The organism is Entomohabitans teleogrylli (assembly GCF_001484765.1).
GTDB classification, from domain to species: Bacteria; Pseudomonadota; Gammaproteobacteria; order Enterobacterales; family Enterobacteriaceae; genus Entomohabitans; species Entomohabitans teleogrylli.
The window spans coordinates 119,025-140,131 of sequence record NZ_LLXO01000014.1 but is presented as its reverse complement, the minus strand read 5'-3'; the positions used below and the strand labels follow the sequence as shown (position 1 = coordinate 140,131).

Annotated in this window: 16 protein-coding genes; all 16 read left to right on the top strand. The window is 62.4% G+C overall.

Annotated features, from left to right (window positions below):
• Window positions 1–19 precede the first annotated feature (19 nt).
• The 16 genes from tssK (at window position 20) to tssH (ending at window position 21,039) form a co-directional block, all read left to right on the top strand.
• Window positions 20–1,363: a type VI secretion system baseplate subunit TssK gene (tssK, locus tag AQ981_RS17195; RefSeq protein WP_058912970.1), complete on the top strand. Its 1,344-nt coding sequence runs from the start codon at window positions 20–22 to the stop codon at window positions 1,361–1,363.
• Window positions 1,360–2,568 (top strand): DotU family type VI secretion system protein, encoded by a 1,209-nt coding sequence (locus AQ981_RS17190; RefSeq protein ID WP_058912969.1) that lies wholly within the window; start codon window positions 1,360–1,362, stop codon window positions 2,566–2,568. Before tssK ends, AQ981_RS17190 begins: the two co-directional genes overlap by 4 nt.
• Window positions 2,565–6,179, top strand: a complete 3,615-nt coding sequence (tssM, locus tag AQ981_RS17185) for a type VI secretion system membrane subunit TssM (RefSeq protein ID WP_058912968.1) — start codon at window positions 2,565–2,567, stop codon at window positions 6,177–6,179. Before AQ981_RS17190 ends, tssM begins: the two co-directional genes overlap by 4 nt.
• 12 nt (window positions 6,180–6,191) lie before the next feature.
• Window positions 6,192–6,902, top strand: a complete 711-nt coding sequence (tagF, locus tag AQ981_RS17180; protein ID WP_058912967.1) for a type VI secretion system-associated protein TagF — start codon at window positions 6,192–6,194, stop codon at window positions 6,900–6,902.
• Between the two features lie 9 nt (window positions 6,903–6,911).
• A complete protein-coding gene (gene tssA / locus AQ981_RS17175) occupies window positions 6,912–7,928 on the top strand; it encodes a type VI secretion system protein TssA (protein ID WP_058912966.1) in 1,017 nt (338 codons plus the stop codon).
• A gap of 53 nt (window positions 7,929–7,981) precedes the next feature.
• On the top strand, window positions 7,982–8,518 hold the full coding sequence (gene tssB, locus AQ981_RS17170) for a type VI secretion system contractile sheath small subunit (RefSeq protein WP_058912965.1): 537 nt from the start codon (window positions 7,982–7,984) through the stop codon (window positions 8,516–8,518).
• Between the two features lie 3 nt (window positions 8,519–8,521).
• Window positions 8,522–10,021 carry a type VI secretion system contractile sheath large subunit gene (gene tssC / locus AQ981_RS17165; RefSeq protein ID WP_058912964.1) on the top strand — a complete coding sequence of 500 codons (1,500 nt, stop codon included), beginning with the start codon at window positions 8,522–8,524 and terminating at the stop codon, window positions 10,019–10,021.
• A gap of 122 nt (window positions 10,022–10,143) precedes the next feature.
• A complete protein-coding gene (locus tag AQ981_RS17160) occupies window positions 10,144–10,626 on the top strand; it encodes an Hcp family type VI secretion system effector (protein WP_058912963.1) in 483 nt (160 codons plus the stop codon).
• A gap of 122 nt (window positions 10,627–10,748) precedes the next feature.
• The gene (tagH, locus tag AQ981_RS17155) at window positions 10,749–12,341 is read left to right on the top strand and encodes a type VI secretion system-associated FHA domain protein TagH (protein ID WP_058912962.1); all 1,593 of its coding nucleotides are present in this window, start codon (window positions 10,749–10,751) and stop codon (window positions 12,339–12,341) included.
• On the top strand, window positions 12,338–13,129 hold the full coding sequence (locus AQ981_RS17150; protein WP_058912961.1) for a PP2C family protein-serine/threonine phosphatase: 792 nt from the start codon (window positions 12,338–12,340) through the stop codon (window positions 13,127–13,129). The genes tagH and AQ981_RS17150 overlap by 4 nt, the downstream gene beginning before the upstream one ends.
• Complete coding sequence (locus tag AQ981_RS17145) at window positions 13,126–14,079, top strand: hypothetical protein (RefSeq protein WP_058912960.1); 954 nt, start codon at window positions 13,126–13,128, stop codon at window positions 14,077–14,079. Before AQ981_RS17150 ends, AQ981_RS17145 begins: the two co-directional genes overlap by 4 nt.
• Window positions 14,080–14,089: 10 nt before the next feature.
• On the top strand, window positions 14,090–14,917 hold the full coding sequence (locus AQ981_RS17140) for a type VI secretion system accessory protein TagJ (RefSeq protein ID WP_071608929.1): 828 nt from the start codon (window positions 14,090–14,092) through the stop codon (window positions 14,915–14,917).
• Window positions 14,914–15,444 (top strand): type VI secretion system baseplate subunit TssE, encoded by a 531-nt coding sequence (tssE, locus tag AQ981_RS17135; protein WP_058912959.1) that lies wholly within the window; start codon window positions 14,914–14,916, stop codon window positions 15,442–15,444. The genes AQ981_RS17140 and tssE overlap by 4 nt, the downstream gene beginning before the upstream one ends.
• Window positions 15,441–17,327 (top strand): type VI secretion system baseplate subunit TssF, encoded by a 1,887-nt coding sequence (tssF, locus tag AQ981_RS17130; RefSeq protein ID WP_058912958.1) that lies wholly within the window; start codon window positions 15,441–15,443, stop codon window positions 17,325–17,327. The genes tssE and tssF overlap by 4 nt, the downstream gene beginning before the upstream one ends.
• Window positions 17,324–18,388, top strand: a complete 1,065-nt coding sequence (gene tssG, locus AQ981_RS17125) for a type VI secretion system baseplate subunit TssG (RefSeq protein ID WP_058912957.1) — start codon at window positions 17,324–17,326, stop codon at window positions 18,386–18,388. The genes tssF and tssG overlap by 4 nt, the downstream gene beginning before the upstream one ends.
• A gap of 32 nt (window positions 18,389–18,420) precedes the next feature.
• Window positions 18,421–21,039, top strand: coding sequence for a type VI secretion system ATPase TssH (tssH, locus tag AQ981_RS17120; RefSeq protein WP_058912956.1), 2,619 nt, complete (start codon window positions 18,421–18,423; stop codon window positions 21,037–21,039).
• Window positions 21,040–21,107: the final 68 nt, after the last annotated feature.

Genomic DNA, 21,107 nt, shown 5'->3' with positions numbered 1-21,107 from the left:
GGGACACCCAGGAATCACCATGAAAGACGCGCATAAAGTTGTCTGGACGGAAGGGATGTTTTTGCGTCCACACCATTTTCAGCAGTCAGAACAGTATCTCGAAGGTTATACCCGCCGCTGGGGCCAGGCCCTGTGCGGTTATCACTGGGGGTTCCTCGATCTGGATATCGACAGCGCACTGCTACAGCAGGGAAAATTCGCGCTGACGGCGGCCCGCGGCATTATGCCGGACGGTACGCCGTTCTCCTTCGATAGCGCCCGGGAAGCCCCGCAGCCGCTGGCGATCGCCGACAATACCAGCGGCGAGAACATCGTCCTGGTGCTGCCGGTACGCCGGGCCGGCAGCGAAGATGTGCTGTTTGACGAGCGGCCCGAGGCGCTGGCGCGCTATCAGGCCCGGGAACAGGAAGTGGACGATCTGAATGCCGTGGCGGTTGGCAGCGCGGTTATCCAGTTCGGGCATCTGCGTCTACGGCTAATGGCGGAAAGCGATCTCACCGCCCAGTGGTGCGCCCTGCCGGTGGCGCGGGTGATGGAAAAGCGCAGCGATAGCGCCCTGCGCCTTGACCCGGCGCGGATCCCGCCGATGCTGAACTGTTACGGCAGCCCGCAGTTGAAAGCCTGTATCGAAGATCTTGCCGGGCTGCTGCAACAGCGTAGTCAGCAGATGAGCCAGCGCCTGCTACAGCCCGAACGCGGTTCCGGTTCGGATATGGCCGACTTTATGCTGCTACAGTTGGTCAATCGCTACCTCGGCCATGCCAGCCACCTGCGGCAACTTAACCAGTTACATCCCGAGCGGCTGTTTGCCGACTGGCTGCAGTTCGCCGCTGAGCTGGCGACCTTCAGCAGCGCCCGAACCCCCGATCTCCCTCTGCCCGTCTACCAGCACGATAACCCGGCGCTGTGCTTCGATAAGCTAACGCGTCTGATACACCAGGGGCTGGCGGTGGTCTTTGAAGAGAACGCCATCCATCTGCCGCTGGTGGAGCGGGCCCACGGGCTTAACGTGGCGACCATCGCCGACGGACGCATGATGCACGACTTTGGTTTTGTGCTGGCAGTGCGCGCCGACGTCAGCGCCGAATCCCTGCTCAGCCACTTCCCGGCGCGGATGAAGATAGGGCCGGTAACGCGGATTCGCGATCTGGTACAGTTGCAGTTGCCCGGCATCAGTTTGCGCGCCATGACCAGCGCGCCGCGCCACATCCCCTGGCATGCCGGTCACAGCTATTTTGAACTGGAAAAAAACGGCGAACTGTGGCGTGAAATGGAAACTTCCGGCGCCTTCGCCCTGCATCTGGCGGGGGATTTCCCGGGGCTGGAAATGACGCTGTGGGCGATTCGGAGCCACCCATCATGACCGCCGCGATACCTGACAACGCGTTGGTCGCCGCCGCTAACCCCCTGCTCAACGCCATCTCGATGCTGCAGCTCTCCGCCACCCATGCCGATCCCGGTCAACTGCGCCAGCAGTTAATCGATGAAGTGCGCCAGTTCGAATTAACCAGTCAGCGCGCCGGTTTACCCTATGAAACCATTATCGGCGCCCGCTACTGCCTGTGCACCGCGCTGGATGAAGCTGCCGCCCTGACCCCCTGGGGCAGCCAGAGTGTCTGGTCGGCCAGTGGCCTGCTGGTAACCTTTCACCACGAAACCTGGGGCGGCGAGAAATTTTTTCAGCTGTTGGCCCGTCTGTCCCGGGAACCGGGCAACCATATTCAGTTGCTGGAATTGATCCATTACTGCCTGCTGCTGGGATTCGAAGGGCGCTACCGGGTGATCGACAATGGCCGCTCACAACTGGAAACCCTCAAACAGCGCCTGCTCCAGCTAATTCGCGGAGTACGCGGCGCTGCCGACCCGGTACTGTCGCCCCACGCCCGGGATCTGCCGGTACAGGCGCCGCGCTGGAAACCGCTGATCCCGCTGTGGAGCGGCGCGGCGCTGGCCGGTTTTCTGGCATCGCTGCTGTTCATCGCCCTGAACTGGCGGTTAAGCGACGCTGCCGCGCCGGTACTGGCGGCGATGTATCAGACCACATTTCCTGGCGTAACCGCCAGCCCGCCTGCGGCACAGGCTCCGGTGCTGAATCTGCGGCGTTTTCTCGGCCAGGAGATCGCCGAAGGTCTGGTGGCCGTACGCGACGAGGCGCATCAGAGCGTGGTGACCCTGCGCGGCGACGGCCTGTTTGAGTCCGGCGCCACTCATCTGCGCGCCGACTGGCTGCCGGTCATTGACCGAATCGCCCATGCCATGAACAGCGTCAACGGTAATATTCTGGTCAGCGGCTACACCGACAATGTTCCAGTCCGCAGCGCGCGTTTTGGCTCCAACTGGGAGCTGTCGCTGGCGCGCGCGGAGTCAGTCGCCGTCCGGCTGCGCCAGCGGCTGAACGATCCGCAGAGAGTCACGACTGCGGGCCGTGGTGAAAGCAACCCGCTGGCGCCTAATGATACCCGGGAAAACCGCGCCCTTAATCGCCGGGTGGAAATCACCCTACTGGCGGTTCCCGATGGCGTGCGAACGATGCCCGGCGACCACCTGACCGGGAATACACCGCCATGATCGGGCGACTCTTTTCCTTAATAACCCATCGTCTGCTGTGGGGATTCCTCGGCATTCTGGCGCTGGCGTTTATTGTCTGGCACATTGGCCCGTTGCTCGCCGTGGGAGACTATCGTCCGCTGGAACAGGAGTCGCAGCGGATGATCGCCATCGCCATCATTCTGCTGATCTGGATACTGTTCCGGCTGGTGCCGCGCCTGTACAGCGCCTGGTTCAACAGCCGGTTATTAAGCCAGTTGCGCGCCGCGCCGCCGCTGCCAGACAGCGCAAGCCCCGACCTGGCGCCGCAGGATCAGCAATTAACCCAACGTTTTCACGACGCCGCGCAACTGCTGAAAAAGGCCCGTTTCACGCCGGGACAGAAAGCCCCCGGACGCTGGGCGGCTCGCTTCAATAGCCAGTATCTCTACCAGTTGCCATGGTACGCCATTATCGGCGCGCCGGGAGCCGGTAAAACCACCGCGCTGGCGAACTCCGGGCTGCAGTTTCCGCTGGCGGACCACTTCGGTAACGCGGCGCTGCGCGGCGTCGGCGGTACCCGCGACTGTGACTGGTGGTTCACCAGCGACGCAGTACTGCTGGATACCGCCGGGCGCTATACCACGCAGGAGAGCCAGCGCCAGCAGGATGCCGACGAATGGCGGCATTTCATCGCCTTACTCAAAAAGTACCGCGCCCGCCAGCCGCTGAATGGGGTGATTATTACCATCAGCGCCAGCGATCTGCTCAGCGACGACGACGCGCAGCTTGCCAGCCAGGCCACTGCGCTGCGCAAACGGCTCGGCGAACTCAACGAACAGCTTGGCATCTCCTTCCCGGTCTATGTGCTGGTCACTAAACTCGACCGACTGACCGGATTTATGGATTACTTCGCCCGTCTCGATAAAGCCGGGCGCGAGCAGGTCTGGGGCTTTACATTTGCCCACCAGCAAACCCTTGAGGCCGACTTTCAGCCTGAACAGGCCTTTGCCCGGGAATATTCTCTGCTGGCGCAACGTCTGAACGACCAACTGCCGGAGCGGCTATTAAACGAGCACGATGCGCGCCAGCGGGCGGAATGCTATCTGTTCCCTCAGCAGTTCGCGGCACTGCGTCCGCGACTTGGCGACTACCTTAAAACCGTGTTCAGCGCCTCGCGTTTTGATACCCGGATAATTCCCCGGGGAGTCTACTTCACCAGCGCCACCCAGGAGGGGTTGCCCTTTGATCAGGTGATGGGCGAGCTGCGCCGCTACCTGCAAATCGAACCCGTCCCGCACACGGCGCCGGAAACGGGCCGTGAACCGCTACTGGCCGATGGCCGTGGGAAAAGCTTTTTCCTGCGCGAACCGCTGGAGGGGGTGATTTTTAAAGAGGCCGGGCTGGCTGGCAGCAACCGCTGGTGGGAGTACCGTCACCGGGCGCTGCATATTGCCGGTTACCTCGCGCTGGCGACGGCATTCGCGGCGCTCTCCGGGCTGTGGCTGGTCAGCTATGGCAACAACCGCGCCTGGCTCGACGATATTCACCACCGCCTGGCGACCATCGAACGCCCGCCGCCAGCGGTTACCGACCAGCGGGACATCCTGGCGCTGCTGCCGTTTCTCGCCACCCTGCAGCAAATTACCGACAGCGAACAGTTTACGCCGTCGTCGCCGTCGCTGACCTGGCGTATGGGGCTGTATCGCGGCAGCCAGATCAACGACGCCAGCGTCGCGCTGTATCACAGCGCGCTGAAGGCGCTGTTGCTTCCCGGGGTGGCGCGACTGGTGGAGAACACCCTGCGCAATGACAACCACAGCGACGCAGATTTCAGTTATGAAGCCCTGAAAGCCTATCTGATGCTTTACCAGGCCAGGCACTACGAGGGTAAATTCCTGCGCGCCTGGGTGATGCTCAATGTGCAGCGCGCACTGCCGCCGGGTACATCGCGGGCGCAGTTACAAGATCTGGAGCAGCACCTCAGCCAGTTACTGGATAACCAAATCCAGACCTCGCCGTGGGGACGTGATGACGCGCTGATCGCCGCCACCCGGCAAATCATTAACCGTGCCGCCCCGGCGCAGCGCATTTATAGACGTCTGAAGCGTACGCTGTCCAGCCAGCAGGATTCCCGGGCCGTTAATACCATCACTCTGGCCGGTCCCCAGGCGGGGCTGGCTTTCGCGCGCCGCAGCGGTAAACCGCTGTCCGAAGGGATCCCGGCGCTGTTTACCGCCCATGGCTACTGGAATCTGTTTAATCAGAATATTCATCCGGTCAGCGCCGCCCTGCGTGACGAAGACCAGTGGGTGCTCAACAACCCGCCCGTGGAGCAGCAGAATGGCGAACTGGATAAGACCATCCGCCAGTTATACATGGAAGACTTTATCCAGGCCTGGGATGAGTTGTTAAACGATCTACAACTGGTCGGCATCGACAGTCTGGAGCAGCGCATCACCAGCGCCCGACTCCTGTCCGGCAGCGCATCGCCGCTGCGCAATCTGGTGGTCAACAGCGCCGCCGGCATCACCCTGTATGACCCACAGGGCCGCGACGCCCGTTCCCTGTTTGAACAGACCAGCGAGCGGATTAACCAGAGCGCCAGCCGCACCCTCGAAGCGCTGTTCGCCCCGCGCGCGCCGCAGGCCGACGGCGATCTCTCCGCCCAGCCGGAACAGGTTGTCATGAACCATTTCGCCGCACTGCTGGAGCTGGCCCGCAGTGCGGATCCCGGCCAGAGCAACGCGGCGATCCCCTTTGACGCTACCCTCAAACAGGTCGATGAGCTGTACCACTATCTGATGGCGGTTCAGGGGGCGGCCAACAGCGGCATTCCGGTGCCGCCCGGGGATATTATTCCGCGCCTGCAGGCGGAGTCCGGCCGGTTACCGGCGCCGCTGCGCCAGATGCTGTCGCAACTGGCGGTGGGCGCCAGCGGCGATGCCCGGCGCAAAGAGATGGAAAATATCAAAAAGCGTATCGGCTTCGAAGTCGGCAATTTCTGCCGCCAGGCGATCGCCGGCCGCTACCCGCTGGCGGCGCGGGCGCAGCAGGAGATCACCCCGGACGATCTGGCGCGCATGTTCGCCCCGGGCAGCGGTCTGATGGACAGTTTTTTCCGTGACAATCTGCAGGGCAAAGTCGATACCACCCGCGCCAGCTGGCGCTTCACGCCCGGGGTGGATGGTAAAACCCTGGCGGATGGCGACAATATTCTGCGTCCCTTCCAGCAGGCTCAGCGGATACGTAATGCCTTTTTCGCCAGCGGCACCGCCACCCCCTCGTATCGCCTGACAGTACGGCCGGTACGCATGGACAACAGCATCCTGGCCATGACCCTTGACGTGGACGGGCAGCTATTCAGATACAGCCACGGCCCCCATGTGCCGCTGGTAATCAGTTGGCCCGGCACCCGCAATACCCATCAGGTACATTTACAACTGGCGCTGGCCAACGGCGCCAGCGCCAGCCTGTCGACCAGCGGTCCGTGGGCGCTCAACCGGCTGATCGATATGGCCCAGCGCGCCAGCCCGGGCGATGCGCTGCGCCAGCAGGCCACCTTTAACCTGGACGGCCACCGCGTCACGCTGGAATTTACCGCCAACAGTATTCACAACCCGTTCCAGCTCCCTGCTTTCCACTGTCCGTAAACGAGGCTGCCCGTGACGCATTCGCTGCCCTATTCATCTCAGGATACCGGCTGGTACGGCAAGCTACCGGCCACCGGCGATTTTCTCCACCGTCGGCTGCCGTCCGCGGTGGTTAATCACTGGGCACAATGGTGCCACAGCGGGCTGGCCGAACTGCGCCGCCGCCTCGGCGATGACGACGCCCGGGTATTCAGCGCCGCGCCGGTGTGGAATTTCATCATTCCCGCCACCCTCAACAGCCGCTATATCCGCATGGGCTGCATGTTGCCGGCCCGGGACAGCGTAGGCCGCCGCTATCCGCTGTGCGCCATGCGCCTGTTTACGCCGCAGGACTGGCCGGCGACCCAGCTCAGCGCGGCGGGCGACTGGTACCGGCAGGTCGGCTATACGTTGCTCTATGCCGTGCGCCACGGCGTTTCCGCCGCCTGGCTCGATCAGGCGCTACAGGAGATCCCGCTGGCTACCGCGGCTGGCGATAGCGACATTCTGGCGATTATCGCCCCGCAGGCGTTGCCCGCCGGAGTCAACTGGCAGCAGGCGGCGGACTGTTTTGACCCCACCCGCTACGCCAGTTTCTGGTGGAGCAATCAATGCGACGGCTATCCGCTCTATACCCACGTTCATAGCGGCAATCTGACCGTCCAGCTGTTTTCGCAACTGTTCGATCCAGGCGGCTGGGCCCGAAGCGGCCGCGGCGGGCAATACCCGAAGATGTTTGACTAAAGGAACGCCATGCTTATTGAAACGCTGTTAACCCCGGTCGACCCTCAGGCGCCCTGTGGAGAAAATCTGGAATATGACGCCGATTTTCTGGCCACCGAGCAGGCCAGCACCGGAAAAACCGAACAACAGTTCGGCAGTACCATCATTCCCGCCCAGCCCCCGGACTGGATTCAGGTGGAGCGGCTGGCCAGCGGTCTGCTGGCGCGCAGTAAAGACCTGCGCATCATGATGTACCTGACCCATGCCTGGGTTCATCTGCGTGGCCTGGCGGGCTACGCCGACGGTCTGGCGTTAATCCATCAGGCACTGTTGCGCTACTGGCCGACGCTGCACCCACAGCTGGAAATCGACGGAGAAGCCGATGCGCTGTATCGCGCCAGCGCCCTTGCGTGGCTGGGAGATAACTCCGCGCTGACCGCCAGCGTGCGCAATCTGACGCTGCTGTCGGGGCCGGCGGGAGAGATTACATTACGCGACGCCATCAGCCTGCTCGACGGCAGTAAAGCGGAGTGCCCGAGCTGGCCTGGCGGCCTGGGGCGGCTGAAAAACGAGTTACACCATCCGCAACAGCCGGTGCGCGAAGCGCTTGTCCGGGCAGCAGAGTATCTCAACGCCATCCGCGCCACCGTTATCGGCCATCTCGGCGACGGCGCGCTACCGGAAATGACCGGGGTGATCAGGCTTTTCGCACAGCTCAGCCTGCGCCCGGACGCTGAGCCGGCCGATAGCGCCGCCCCGCTTCCTGATACGCCGCCGGCAAGCGCCGCGCCCGCGCCGCCGCCCGACGCGACCGTAGACTGGCGCGGCGCGCAAATCCGTACCCGGGATGACGCCAGGCGCATGCTCAGTCTGGTCATTGACTATTTCCATCACCACGAACCCAGCCATCCGGCGCCTCTGCTGCTGGAACGGGTACAGCGCTTAATCGAAATGGACTTTATGCAGTTGGTTCGCGACCTCGCCCCGGACGGGATGAACCAACTGGAAAATGTACTCGGCCGCCCGGACTCCGAAGAGCGCGCCTGATTATCTGAGCCGCCGCCGGCGGACGCCAAGTAACCCTCATGAGGAAGTCACCCATGACAAGTGCAACATCACGCAGCGGGCAGAAATTTATCGCCCGTAATCGCGCGCCGCGCGTGCAGATTGAATACGACGTGGAAATTTACGGCGCAGAACGCAAAATCCAGCTGCCGTTCGTAATGGGCGTCATGGCCGATCTGGTAGGGCAACCCGCCGAACCGCTTCCCGGTATGGAAGAGCGTAAATTTCTCGACATCAGCGCGGAAAATTTCGACGAGCGCATGAAGTCCCTGAAGCCGCGCGTCGCCTTTCAGGTCGCCAATTCACTGACCAACGAAGGTCATCTGAATATCGATCTCACGTTTGAAAGCATGGACGATTTTTCCCCGGCGGCCATCGCTCGTCACGTCGGTCCGCTGAACGAATTACTCGAAGCGCGCACCCAGCTTTCGAACCTGCTCTCGTATATGGACGGCAAAAGCGGCGCCGAAGAGCTGGTCTCGCGGCTGTTACAGGATCCCACCCTGTTGAAATCCCTGACCAGCGCCCCGCGGCCGGACGCGCCGGACAGCCACGACGCGCGCGAGGAGTAATCAATGAGCCAATCGCCCCAACAGCAAACCCGGCACAGCCAGGAAACCCGGACTGACGACGAATTCAGCGCCCTGCTCAACAAAGCCTTTCGTCCCGCCACCGACCAGGCCAGAGAGGCCGTGGAGGGCGCAGTGAAAACCCTGGCGCAGCAGGCGCTGGAAAACAGCGTAACGATATCGTCCGACGCGTATTGCACTATTCAGGCGCTGATTGCCGGCATTGATGAAAAATTGTCGGAGCAGATTAACCAGATTATCCATCACCCGCAGTTCCAGAATCTGGAAGGCGCCTGGCGCGGGCTACACTATCTGGTGAACAGCACCGAAACCGATGAGATGCTGAAAATTCGCTTTATGAGCGTGACCAAACAGGAGCTTCATCGCACCCTGAAACGCTATAAAGGGGTTAGCTGGGACCAGAGTCCGATCTTCAAGAAAATTTATGAAGAAGAGTACGGGCAGTTCGGCGGCGAGCCGTTTGGCTGCCTGGTCGGCGATTACTACTTTGATCACAGTCCGCCGGACGTCGAGCTGCTGGCCGAGATGGCGAAGGTCGGCGCCGCCGCGCACTGCCCGTTTATCACCGGAACGGCCCCGGCGGTGATGCAAATGGAATCCTGGCAGGAGCTGGCCAACCCGCGCGATCTGACGCGCATTTTCCAGAACACGGAATATGCCGCCTGGCGCAGCCTGCGGGACTCCGAAGATGCCCGCTACATCGGCATGGCGATGCCGCGCTTCCTGTCCAGGCTGCCGTACGGTATTCGTACCAACCCCATCGACGAATTCAACTTTGAAGAGAATACCGACGGCGCCACTCACAGCCATTACACCTGGGCAAATGCCGCCTATGCCATGGCGGTCAACATTAATCGTTCGTTCCGCGAGTTTGGCTGGTGTACCGCGATCCGCGGCGTGGAGTCCGGCGGCGCGGTAGAGAATCTCCCCTGCCATACCTTCCCGGACGACGATGGCGGCGTGGACATGAAATGTCCGACGGAAATCGCCATCAGCGATCGGCGCGAAGCGGAGCTGGCGAAAAACGGCTTTATTCCGCTGGTACACCGCAAAAACTCTGACTTCGCCGCCTTTATAGGCGCCCAGTCGCTGCAGAAACCCGCGGAATACCACGACCCGGATGCGGCGGCCAATGCCCAACTGGCTGCTCGATTACCCTATCTGTTCGCCTGCTGTCGCTTCGCCCATTACCTGAAGTGCATCGTGCGCGACAAAATAGGTTCGTTCCGCGAACGCGATGATATGGAAGCCTGGCTCAACGACTGGATCATGAATTATGTCGATGGAGATCCGGCCAACTCCTCCCAGGAGACCAAATCACGCAAACCGCTGGCGGCGGCGGAGGTTCAGGTGGAAGAGATTGAAGATGCGCCGGGCTATTACAGCGCCAAATTCTTCCTGCGTCCCCACTATCAACTGGAAGGCTTAACGGTCTCCCTGCGCCTGGTATCGCGTCTCCCGTCGCTGAAACAAAGCGAAGCATAACATTGCGCCAGAGGCTGTTTTCTCTGGCTTTCCAGCCGGTACTGGTGTGAGCCGGTTATTTTCTGTCACACCACCTGCGGCGCCGACAGGTATGCCGCGCTATGACAAAAAGGACCTTAAATATGGCAATTGATATGTTCATGAAAGTGGAAGGCGCCAGCGGTGAATCCAAAGACGCCCATCATCAAGGCTGGACCGATATTCGCTCTTTTTCATGGGGTGCCTCCCAGCCAGGCAACATGAGCGTGGGCGGCGGCGGCGGCGCCGGCAAGGTGTGCTTTAATGATCTGCACGTCAGCGCGCTGATCGACAAGTCCACTCCGGCGCTGCTGAAACACTGCGCCAGCGGCAAACATCTGGTGAAGATTGAGCTGTCTATCTGCAAAGCCGGCGGCGAGCAGGTGGAGTACGGACGCATCACCCTGGAGGACGTGCTGGTCACTAATGTGCAATATACCGGCGCCCGGGATGAAGATACCGTGGGTATCGCTTACGCCTTCCAGGCTGCCAAAGTGAAACAGCAGTACTGGGAGCAGACAGATAAAGGCGGCAAAGGCGCGGAAAGCAGCGCCGGCTGGAATATCAAAGAGAACCGCGAAGCCTGATCCCCCCTCCTCCGGCCCGGCCGGAGGAGGTTTTGCCCACCCGTAAAGCGATTATTCGACTCAATCCGCCAGTGTTTTCCTCCAGCCGTTTGCGGCGCGCGGATTTTTTTGCAGGAGCTGTTATGCGCTTCACCATTGTTCACCCCAAAAATGGTCATACGCCTCCCCGGCAATACTGCGATTTTCAGCCCCCGGGCGGAACCATCGGCCGCAGCGTGGATAATAATCTGGTTCTGCCGGATGAGGAGCGGGCGATTTCGCGCCTCCAGGCCATCGTCCATGTGTCGGGCGACGGAGAGTGCCGCCTGACGAACCGCGGCAATATTACCCACGTTATATTAAATAAAATCCCGCTTGAGCGCGGCCGCGAAGTCGAACTCCAGCCCGATGATATTCTGGAAATCGGCGATTATCGCATCGAAATCAGCCCTCTCACCGGGCAGCAACCGTCCCCGGCGACGCCGACGCCACAGGTACCCGGCGATGTCTGGGACAGCCTGATGAGCGAATTTCCCCCGCCCGCCGCCAGTGAAAATACGCCGCCGGACCCTGACGACCCGGGCGACAATCCGCTCCAGCGCCCGGCAGTCGAACAGCGCAATCCCGCCGACCCGCTGGCGCATTTTGCCGATGGCCTTGAGCTGCGCCACCTCAGCGAGCAGTCCACCGACCCTCAGCAATTATTCCGCGACGAGACCATTCTCGCCCGGCAACATATTCTTGCCGATACCTCGCCCAGCGCGCTGCTGAGCGACGAAACCCTGCACGCCGCGCCGTCTGACGGGCCGCAACGCGACCGCGAGGTGGATCCGCTGGCGCTGTTTAGCGACCACCCGACCGCCACGGCGCCGGATGCCGATCCGCTGGCGTTACTGATGGCCGACGCCGCGCCGCTGGCCAACCCCGGGGACAGCGCCGCCGCGCCGCCGCAAAGCCCGGCGCCGCCCGCGGCGCCTGCGCCTGAGATTCCCCCTGCCGCCGCCCGGCCCCAGGCGGCCCCCGTCGTTACGCGCCCCGCGGCGCGCCGACTGGCCATCGATCCGGTCGTCACCCCGACAATCCCCGCGACCGACAGCGAAGACAGCGGCGCACAGCGACTGGACGGCCCGCAACTTGAGGCCCTGTTACAGGGGCTTGGGTTGCACGATATCCAGCCGCAGCCGCAGTTCGACACCCGGCGCCTGCACCAGGCGGGACGGCTACTGAGTCTGTTCTCCCAGGGCACCGTGGCGCTACTGTCGTCGCGTTCGATCCTCAAGCGCGGCGTTAAGGCGGAGATGACCATGATTCTCGATGAAGCCAATAACCCGTTTAAGCTGTTGCCCTCCGGCAAAACGGTACTGATGCAGATGTTCGGCAGCGCAATGCCGGGGTTTATGCCGCCGGAGCAGGCGGTGCGCGATGCGTTGATCGATTTACAGGCTCACCAGTTGGGGATGATCGCCGGTATTCGCGCCATTATCGCCGCGATGCTGCAATCCATAAACCCGGAACAACTTGAAGAAGAGGCCCGGCAAAGCGGCGCCGCGCCGCGCCTGGCGCTGCCATCGACCCGTAAAGCCATGCTGTGGGATTACTTTGTCCGCCGCTACCAGCAAACCGCCGGCGAAATTGAGGACGATTTTCATACCCTGTTTGGCGAAGCCTTTCTGCACGCTTACGACATCGAAGTGAACCAGTATAAAGACGCCCAGACACAGACCGATACGCCATGAACATTACCACTGCCACCATCAGCCATCAGGGTAGCCGCGACAGCAATCAGGACCTGACCGGCGCCATTGTCGGCTCCCGCGCTGCCTGTTTTGTGGTCTGCGACGGCATTGCCGGTACTCCGGGCGGCGAAATTGCCGCCCAACTGGCCTGCGACACGATTCTTGAGCACTTTGACGGCGAATGCCACTTTGACGCCCAGAGCCTGCGCGAGCGCATCCGCCAGGCCAATACGGTGATTCAGCAGAACCAGAAGTCCCTGAAAACCTACAGTAAAATGGGCACCACGCTGGTCAGTCTGTTTATCGATCGCGACTTCCAGTTGGCCTACTGGGCCCACGCCGGCGACAGCCGTCTTTACCTGTTCCGACGTGGTAAATTACACAGTGTTACCGCCGACCACAGTATGGCGCAGCAGATGCTCGACGCCGGTCTCGACGACAGCCCGGTCAATAATAACCTGCTCTATTTCGCCCTCGGCGTGCCGCGTGAGCGGGACGCCACCAGCTACAGCGATATTCTGCAACTGGAAGACGGCGACATTTTCCTGCTGTGTACCGACGGGTTCTGGCACAACGTGACCCCGCAGGCGCTGGAGCAGACCCTGCTGCTGGCCGGCTCCCCCCAGGAGTGGTTCGATCTGCTCCAGCCGACGTGGGCTGACGCCGCCAGCGATAATTACAGCGCCATCGCCATCTGGATCGGCTCCCCACAGGAGACCACCCGGTGCCACTCACTGCCGGACGCCCGGCATTTTCTCCCCCCCCGGCAGCGCCAGGAGTCACCATGAGATACCGCTGCGTGCTATTCACGTTGCTGCTGTTGCCGCTGGCGGCATCGGCCATTGATTACCGGCTGGCCTACTCTCCGTCCCGCCAGTTAGAAGCTTTTATTGATAATGTCGCGGACAGCGAGGTGAAAAGCTGGTGTTCGCCGCACATTAACCTGCGACTGGTGGCCGGAAAACCGGACAATCCGCAGGCGCAGTTAAATGATTTTATGCCGTTGGTCGGTGGCTTACTGAAAAAGCAGTGCCCAACGGTGGAGGCCATTCGCTGGGTATTGCATAACCCCCAGGGGGCTGAGCTGGCCGCAGGCGATGCCCGCGCCGCCGAACGCTGGCAGCCGCAATTCGCCCCCGAAGCGCCGCCTGTCGTGACCGAAGTCCCGATCCCACCGCCGCTTAGCGACCCGACGCCGATACCGGCATTTGAGCTACCCGACGGTTGCCGCTTCCACGCCTGGTGGCACAGTGGCGACGATACGCTGTTTATTCCCGCTACCGATACACTCGAGTGCCGCGAGGGCCGGGCGTTCGGATTCGCCACCGTGACCGCTGGCAACCAGCCGCCGCAGCCGGTCACCTTTATCCACGGATACCCGCTGATGCATCTGACCGCCGCCGAGCCGCCGCCGCAGTTGGTCAGCGCCAGCCGCGAGCGCATACTTCTCGGCGCCGCCGGGGCCGACACGGGCAGCTATTTACTGTTGCCTTTCGACGCGCAGCACAACGCCTGGGTCTTTACCGGCACCGTGATCGTTGAAATGCCCCGCCAGCAGGCCAGCGATGCGCGGCAGGTCGCCGCACGCCTTGATTCCGCGCGACGTTTCTGGCAGCCCCGGATGACCAGCCCAATCCCCCTGACCTTTCTCTGGGTAGAACAACTTATCCCCGACCTGCTGGATCCCGCCTCCGGGCACTATCGGCCCGCGGCGCTGGACGCCGCCCCACAGCCATAAGGAGCAGACTGTGAATACATTATCCCGGTTGTTACAGGACAGAAATCTGCACGACGCCATCAGCGCGCTGGAAAGCCGCGTCAAATCCGCCCCGGCAGACGCCGATCTGCGCGCCGCCCTGACTCAGTTGTATTGTCTGGCAGGCCGCTGGCAGCGGGCCATTGCCCAGCTCCCCGCCTGGGAAAGGCTGACGCCCATCGCCCGGCCCACCACCCGTCTGCTCCACCAGCTACTGGAGGCGGAAAGCGCCCGCGCCGATACCTTCAACGGTCTTTGCGCCCCGGCGTTCGGCGCCACGCCCACCGACTGGCTGGCGCTGATGGCGAAAGCGCTGCGCCTTGAGGCCAGCGGCGCGCAGCAGGCGGCTCATCAGGCGCGCACTCTGGCGCTGGATGCCGCCCCGGCGCAGAGCGGTACTGTCCAGCTCGCCGACGCGAACGAGCCCCGGCAACAGCGCTTTATGTGGCTGATGGACGGCGACTGCCGGCTCGGTCCGGTGTGCGAAGCGATTCTCAACGGCATTTACTACTGGCTGCCGTTTACCCTGATCGAACGTATCGACTTTCAGCCGCCGCAGGGGGTTATCGATCTGATCTGGAGCCATGTCCAAATCCGCTTCACGGATGGTCGCGAGCAGACCGGGCATTTGCCGGCGCGCTATCCGCTGCCGGACAACGCCGAAGAGTCGCTGTTACTCGCCGCGCGCACTGAATGGCTGCCGACCGATGACGACGCCCACTACCGCGGCATCGGCCAGAAAACCTGGCTGAGCGAATCCGGCGTCTTCCCGCTGCAACAACTGCGCGCGGTCTGCTTTACTCCCGGAGGCGCGCAATGACCGGAAAATCCCGGTCGACCCGCCAGGGCGCGCTGCGCGATCCGCTACGTCCGGTGCTACTCGATCTGCTTACCGATAACCAACCGCAGCACCGCCAGGAGACCCGCCGCCAGGCGCAACTTTCCCACAGCGAACTGCGCCAGCAGGTTCTGCGCGATTTGCAGTGGCTGCTTAACTGCGCCAGCTACGAATCCGACCACTCCCTCGCCGACCTGCCCCGGGTACAGCATTCAACCCTCAACTACGGCATTATTTCACTGGCCGGTAAGCGCATGTCGGAAATCGAATGGAGCGATATTCGTCAGTCGCTGGGGGACGCTATCCAGCGCTTTGAACCGCGGATCCTGCCTGGCACGCTCCAGGTGCGCTGTCTGTCAGAACTCGGCTCTCTTGAATTGCACAACATTCTGTCGATTGAACTGGCGGGACAGCTCTGGTGTGAACCCTTTCCGATTGATTTTCTGTTTCGCAGCGAAATGGACCTCGAAAACGGCCATGTGGAACTGCGGGATGTGGGGAACCCATGAACCGCAAACTGCTGGAATACTATAATCGCGAGCTAAGCTGGCTGCGCGAGATGGGGGCCGAGTTCGCCAGCCAGTACCCGAAAGTCGCCGGGCGGCTGGGGATCCTCGAAAACGAAGTCACCGACCCGTATATTGAACGCCTGATGGAAGGCTTCGCGTTTCTTACCTCGCGCATTCAGTTGAAGATGGACGCCGAGTTTCCGCGCTTTACCCGCCATCTGCTGGAGATGATCTACCCCGGGTATCTGGCGCCGACGCCATCGATGGCCATTGCCGAGCTGCAGCCGGACGACGCCAAAGGCGATATCAGCGCCGGCTTTGTGGTGCCGCGCGGCACCCTGATGGAGAGCCTCGCCCTGAAGAAAAAAGGCATCTCCTGCTGCTATACCACCGCCAGTGAAGTGACGCTCCATCCGCTGCGCCTCAGCGACGCCGCGCTGGGCGGCATTCCAGCCAACCTGACCCTCAGCACGCCGGGTAATCCGCTCTCCACCAGCGTCAGCGCGCTGCGGATTCGCCTGTGTTGCTTTAACACCGTCACCCTGAAGGGACTGCAACTTGATGAATTAATGTTTTACCTCGCCGGGCCGGAGCGGGAGGCGTTACAGTTGCTGGAGCTGGTCATGCAGCACGCCACCGGCGTGATATGCCAGACCGTGGAGCCCACGCCGCGCCGGGTACTGCTGGCGGAAAATGCCCTGCGCCAGCAGGGATTCGCCCCCGAACAGGCGCTGCTGCCCGGCGATCTGCGCAACTTTGAGGGCTACCGTCTGTTGCAGGAGTATTTCGCCTTCCCGGCCCGATTCCGCTTTTTTAGCGTTCACGGCCTGCAGGCGCTGTTCAGCCGTTGCGCCGCGGATAAAAAAGCGCCGCGCGAATTCGAGATCATCATCCTGCTCGACAAGCAGGAGCCGGCGCTGGAACGCCTGATTGACGCCAGCCACCTGGCGCTGCACTGCACCCCGGTGATTAACCTGTTCCCCCGAGTCGCCGATCGCCTTTCCCTCAGCGAACACCGCCATGAATATCACCTGGTGGTCGACAGGATCCGCCCGCTGGATTACGAAGTGTTTTCAGTTCAGCGCCTGCTGGGCAGCGGACGCGGCACCCGCTATGAGCAGACGTTTCTGCCCTTTTACCACACTGGCGGCCAGGAATCCGGCGACCATAGCGCATGGTTCTCACTGCGCCGCGAACCACGCGCCCTTTCTGAGCGCGCACGCCAGTCCGGCGCACGGACCGGTTACGCTGGCTCCGAAGTTTACTTCTCGCTGAGCGATAGCCGCCATGCCCCCTGGCACGGCGATCTTCACTATCTGAGCGCGGAAGTGTTGTGTACCAACCGCGATCTGCCGCTGCTGCTGCGCCAGCAGGATCCTGGCGCCTTTGTGGTGCCGGATTCGATTCCCCTGCGCCAGGTGGTGTTCCGCGAAGGCCCCACCGAGCCGCGGCCAGCGCTGGCGGAAGATCGCATTACCTGGCAATTAATCAGTCAGTTGCAGCTCAATTACCTGAGCCTGATGGATCGCGATCCGCAACAGGGCGCCGCCAGTCTGCGCCAGCTGTTAGGTTTATACGGCGATCTCTGCGACCCGGCGGTGGCCCGACAGATCGACGGCGTGCGCCATTGCCGGCTGCGCCCGGTGTATCAGCGCGCGCCGCTTCCCGGCCCGGTGGCCTTCGCGCGCGGCATCGCCATTGAGCTGACGCTGGATGAGCAGGCGTTTTCCGGCAGTTCCCCCTATGTACTGGGCTGCGTGCTGGAACAGCTGTTCGCCCGCCTGGTGGCCATTAATGCCTTTACCCGGGTAACGCTGATCAGCCAGCAGCGCGGTGAAATCGCCCGCTGGCCGGCGCGAATGGGCAACAGGATGCTGATATGAGCGCCGACGCAGAAACGTACCACGACGACACCCCGGGCGGCCTGACGCCGGCGTTCTGGGCGAACCTGATGGCGCAGCCATGGCGCTACGATCTGTTTCAGCTACTGCGCCATATCGACGCACGCGGCGGCTCCCCGTGGCCCCTTGGCCGGGGAGGTCTGCCGCGCCATGAAAGCGTGCGCCTCGGCCAGCAGCCGTCGCTCTCTTTTGCGCCGTCGAATATCGCCGGCATCACCCCCCGCGACGGTTCGCCGCTCTATGACATCGCCCAGTACGGGTTTGGCCTGTTCGGCCCCAACGGGCCGCTGCCGCTGCACCTGACAGAGTATGTGCGCGAGCGGGTTTTTCATCACCAGGACCGGGCGCTACTGGCGTTCGTCGATCTGTTCCACCACCGTCTGTTAACCCTGTTCTACCGGGCGTGGGCCGACGCGCAGCCGGCGGTCAGTCCCGACCGGGCGGATAACCAGCGATTTAACCACTATCTGGCCAGCCTGCAGGGCGCGGCGCAGCATAGCGGGCAAACCGACAGTATCAACCGCCACGCGCCGCTGTTTTTCACCGGTCACCTGATTCGTCATGGTCGCGACCCGCAAGGCCTGGAAAACATTCTGCGCCACGCCTTCGCGCTGCCGGTGCGCATCATCGAAAACCTGCCCTGCTGGCTACCGATAGAGACCGACGAACAGGCGTGCCTGAAGGCTGGTAAAGATGCGCCGCGCCTGGGGGCCAACGCCTTTCTCGGTATCGCCGCCCGCGATGTGCAGCACAAATTTCGCATTGAGCTGGGGCCGATGTCCCGGGACACTTATCGCCGTTTTCTGCCCGGCGGCGCGCTGTGCCGCCAGTTACGCGACTGGGTGCGCCGCTATCTTGGTATCGAATACCAGTGGGATGTCCGGCTGATACTCCAGCCAGAGCACTGTCAGGGGGCGCGCCTCGGCGACGGCGACCCTCTGGGGCTCAGCACCTGGCTCGGCGCGCCGGTGCCGCCGGACAGCACCGGCGCGCTGATTTTCACCCCTGAGGCGTGCCCCGACGCCTTTTCTGCCGCCGGATAACCGTTGCCGGCAACGCATTTCTGAGGACCATCATGGCTGAAATAAACCGTTCGGTACTATTTGCAAAGCTCAATCCGCTACTCTTTTCGGCGCTGGAAAGCGCCACGGCATTCTGCAAACTACGCGGCAACGCCTACGTTGAACTGGCGCACTGGCTACATCAGATAATCCAGACCCCGGACAACGATTTGCAGCTGATCCTGCGCCACTATGAGATAGCCGATCAGCGCGTGGCGCAGGATATTATCAGCGCCCTCGACCGCCTGCCGCGCGGCGCCAGCGCCGTGACGGACTTTTCCGAGCATATCGACAGCGCTGTGGAACAGGCGTGGATTTACGCTTCGCTACAGTTCGCCGCCAGCCGGATTCGCAGCGGACACCTGCTGGCCGCGATCCTCGAAACCCGCGCTCTGCGCCGCATACTGCACAGTATCTGCGGCGAGTTGGCGCGTATCAGCGCCGACCAACTCAGCGAACAGTTGGCGCAGATTACCGCTCACTCCTGCGAGCAGCCTTCTGAACCTCAGACCGCGGCTCCCGCCAGCGGAGACGGAGAGCGAGCGCTGGCGCAGTACGCTCAGGACATGACCGCCCGCGCCCGCCGCCAGGAGATAGACCCGGTCACCGGCCGCGATGAAGAGATCCGCCAGATGATCGATATTTTGATGCGCCGGCGCCAGAACAACCCGCTGCTCACCGGGGAGGCCGGCGTCGGCAAAACCGCGGTAGTCGAGGGGCTGGCCCAGCGTATTGTCAGCGGCGAAGTGCCGCCGCCGCTGCGCGATGTCGAACTGTGGTTGTTGGATACCGGTCTGTTGCAGGCCGGCGCCGGCGTAAAGGGGGAATTTGAAAAGCGGCTTAACGCCATCATCCACGAGGTGCAATCCAGCCCGACGTCAATCATTCTGTTTATTGATGAAATTCACACCCTGATTGGCGCCGGCGGCCCTCAGGGTACGGGGGATGCCGCCAACCTGCTCAAACCAGCGCTGGCGCGCGGACAATTGCGTACGATCGGCGCCACCACCTGGTCGGAATACAAAAAATATATCGAGAAAGATCCGGCGCTGACCCGCCGTTTTCAGGTGATTCAGGTTCAGGAGCCACAGCAGGAAAAAGCGCTGCAAATGCTGCGCAGTATTGTTACGCCGCTGGAACGCCACCACCGCGTGCTGGTGCTTGATGAAGCCATTGAGGCCGCGGTCCGGCTCTCCCACCGTTATATCCCGGCGCGCCAGTTGCCGGATAAAGCCATCGCCCTGCTGGACACCGCCTGCGCCCGCGTCGCCGTCAGCCAGCACGCCCGGCCGGACTGCCTCCAGGATTGTCTCCAGCGGATCCACGCCCTGGAAACCGAACGGGAAATTGTCCTGCGCGAAGCGCGCATCGGCGCCGGCGACCCGCTGCGCGGCGCGCAGATCGATGACGACCTCGCAACCCTGCGCCACAGCCTGGCGCAGCTCACTGAACGCTGGCAGCAGGAAAAAGCGCTGACGGAAAAGATTATCGAACTGCGCGCCGCTCTCCATCAGACCGCGGTTTCCCCGCCACCGGCGCCGGAAGAGGATTTGTGCGCGCAACTGGCGACGCACCAGGCGCGGCTGAAAGCGCTTCAGGGCGAAACGCCGCTGGTATTCGCCGCCGTCGATAGCGCGGTGGTCGGCGCGGTGGTCTCGGACTGGACCGGTATTCCACTGGGCAGAATGGTGAAAAACGACATTGATGCGGTGCTGAATCTGGCCGATACCCTGAGCCAGCGGGTGACCGGGCAGCGCCACGCGCTGGATGCGATCGCCCGCCAGGTCAGAACCTCCCGGGCGCGGCTTGACGATCCCCATAAGCCGGTCGGCGTGTTCCTGCTCGCCGGCCCCTCCGGCGTGGGGAAAACCGAAACTGCGCTGGCGCTGGCGGATACGCTGTACAGCGGCGAGCAAAATCTGATCACCATCAACATGAGCGAATTTCAGGAGCCGCACTCGATCTCAACCCTGAAAGGCGCGCCGCCGGGCTATGTCGGCTATGGCGAAGGGGGCGTGCTGACCGAAGCGGTACGCCGCCGCCCGTACAGTGTGGTGCTGCTGGATGAAATTGAGAAAGCCCATCCCGACGTGCATGAAATCTTTTTCCAGGTGTTCGATAAAGGCTGGATGGAGGATGGCGAAGGACGCCATATCGACTTCCGCAATACCGTTATCATCCTGACCTCCAACGTCGGCGCCGATTTGCTCACCGATCTGTGCCGCGATCCCCAGCTCCTGCCGGAGCCGGAGGCGCTGACCGCCGCCCTGCGCCAGCCGCTGCGCGCAGTCTTCCCGGCGGCGCTGCTCGGGCGGTTGCAGGTGATCCCTTACTATCCGCTCAGCGACGCCAGTCTCGGGAATATTATCCGCCTGCAACTGGAACGCATCCGCCAGCGCCTGGCAGATAATTACGCCATCGCCACCGACTGGGACGATGCGCTGGTTGAGCGCATTATCAGCCGCTGCTGTGAAGTGGAATCCGGTGGGCGCATGGTGAACGCCATCCTGACCAGCACCCTACTGCCGCGCCTGAGCCACGAACTGTTGAGCGCCGCGGCCGGTGAACGCCGCTACCGAACCCTGCATCTTTCTGTGCAGGACAATGAATTTATCCACCAGTTCCTGGAATAGCGGCATATAAAGACCCGTAACGCCAGGCCGGAGGCAGGACGAAGCCGTCCGTGCCTGGCAGTCCTGAA